The sequence below is a fragment of the Desulfocurvus sp. DL1XJH-121 genome (assembly GCF_054819825.1).
The window spans coordinates 1-645 of record NZ_JBTVWW010000057.1; the positions used below are offsets into that span (position 1 = coordinate 1).

Genomic DNA, 645 nt, shown 5'->3' on the forward strand with positions numbered 1-645 from the left:
GAATACTGAGCCGACTCTTCCTCTCGTACATGGAGCCATCCTAACTGTAAGCTGAACTCTTAGCTAGGACAGCCCCATAAATAAAGCCGCCCCCGGAGACGGGGGCGGCTTTATTTATGAACATCATTGAAATGTCGGGAAATTAATGAATTTGTCGGAAAAGACTTGCTGTCATTATATGCTCTATATAAATTCAGGATTCAATATCAATAGAATTAAATCAGTAGAAAATTGTTTAACCAAAAAGTTGATGGAGATAAGCTGTAATGGGAAAAATGATGTTAACCGCAGATGTGCGACCACCAAAAACTGCGATTATAATACCCATGGATATCGATGAAGAGAGTTTTAGAGAGATAATAAAATTTACTTGCTATATTTGGGGAGGAAAATTTGCATGCTTCGTTCCGTTTGATATCCATGATGCGAAAAATGAAGTAGCTTATTCATGGCTTGAAGCATATTCGCCAGATATAATCTTATGTGAAAATTATCAAATAAGTGAATTAATACAAAAAAATATAGAAAAAATTACAGATCCACCTTTGCGAATAATTAGTATGCGCAAACTGTACAGAGATAGTATTCACCTGACACTGCCGCCCCTGGCGGGGTGATTTCTAGGCGGCCGCCTCGGCCGCCTAT

General features: G+C 38.8%; 1 protein-coding gene. It reads left to right on the top strand.

Annotation, left to right across the window (positions count from 1 at the left end; translation table 11 throughout):
* The first annotated feature begins 266 nt into the window (after nucleotides 1-266).
* Nucleotides 267-617 carry a hypothetical protein gene (locus ACYYG1_RS17310; RefSeq protein WP_461211583.1) on the top strand — a complete coding sequence of 117 codons (351 nt, stop codon included), beginning with the start codon at nucleotides 267-269 and terminating at the stop codon, nucleotides 615-617.
* Nucleotides 618-645 lie beyond the last annotated feature (28 nt).

Excerpts from the sequence above, each read along its gene's own strand:
- ACYYG1_RS17310 (WP_461211583.1), top strand. The coding sequence starts at position 267 with ATGGGAAAAATGATGTTAACCGCAGATGTGCGACCACCAAAAACTGCG.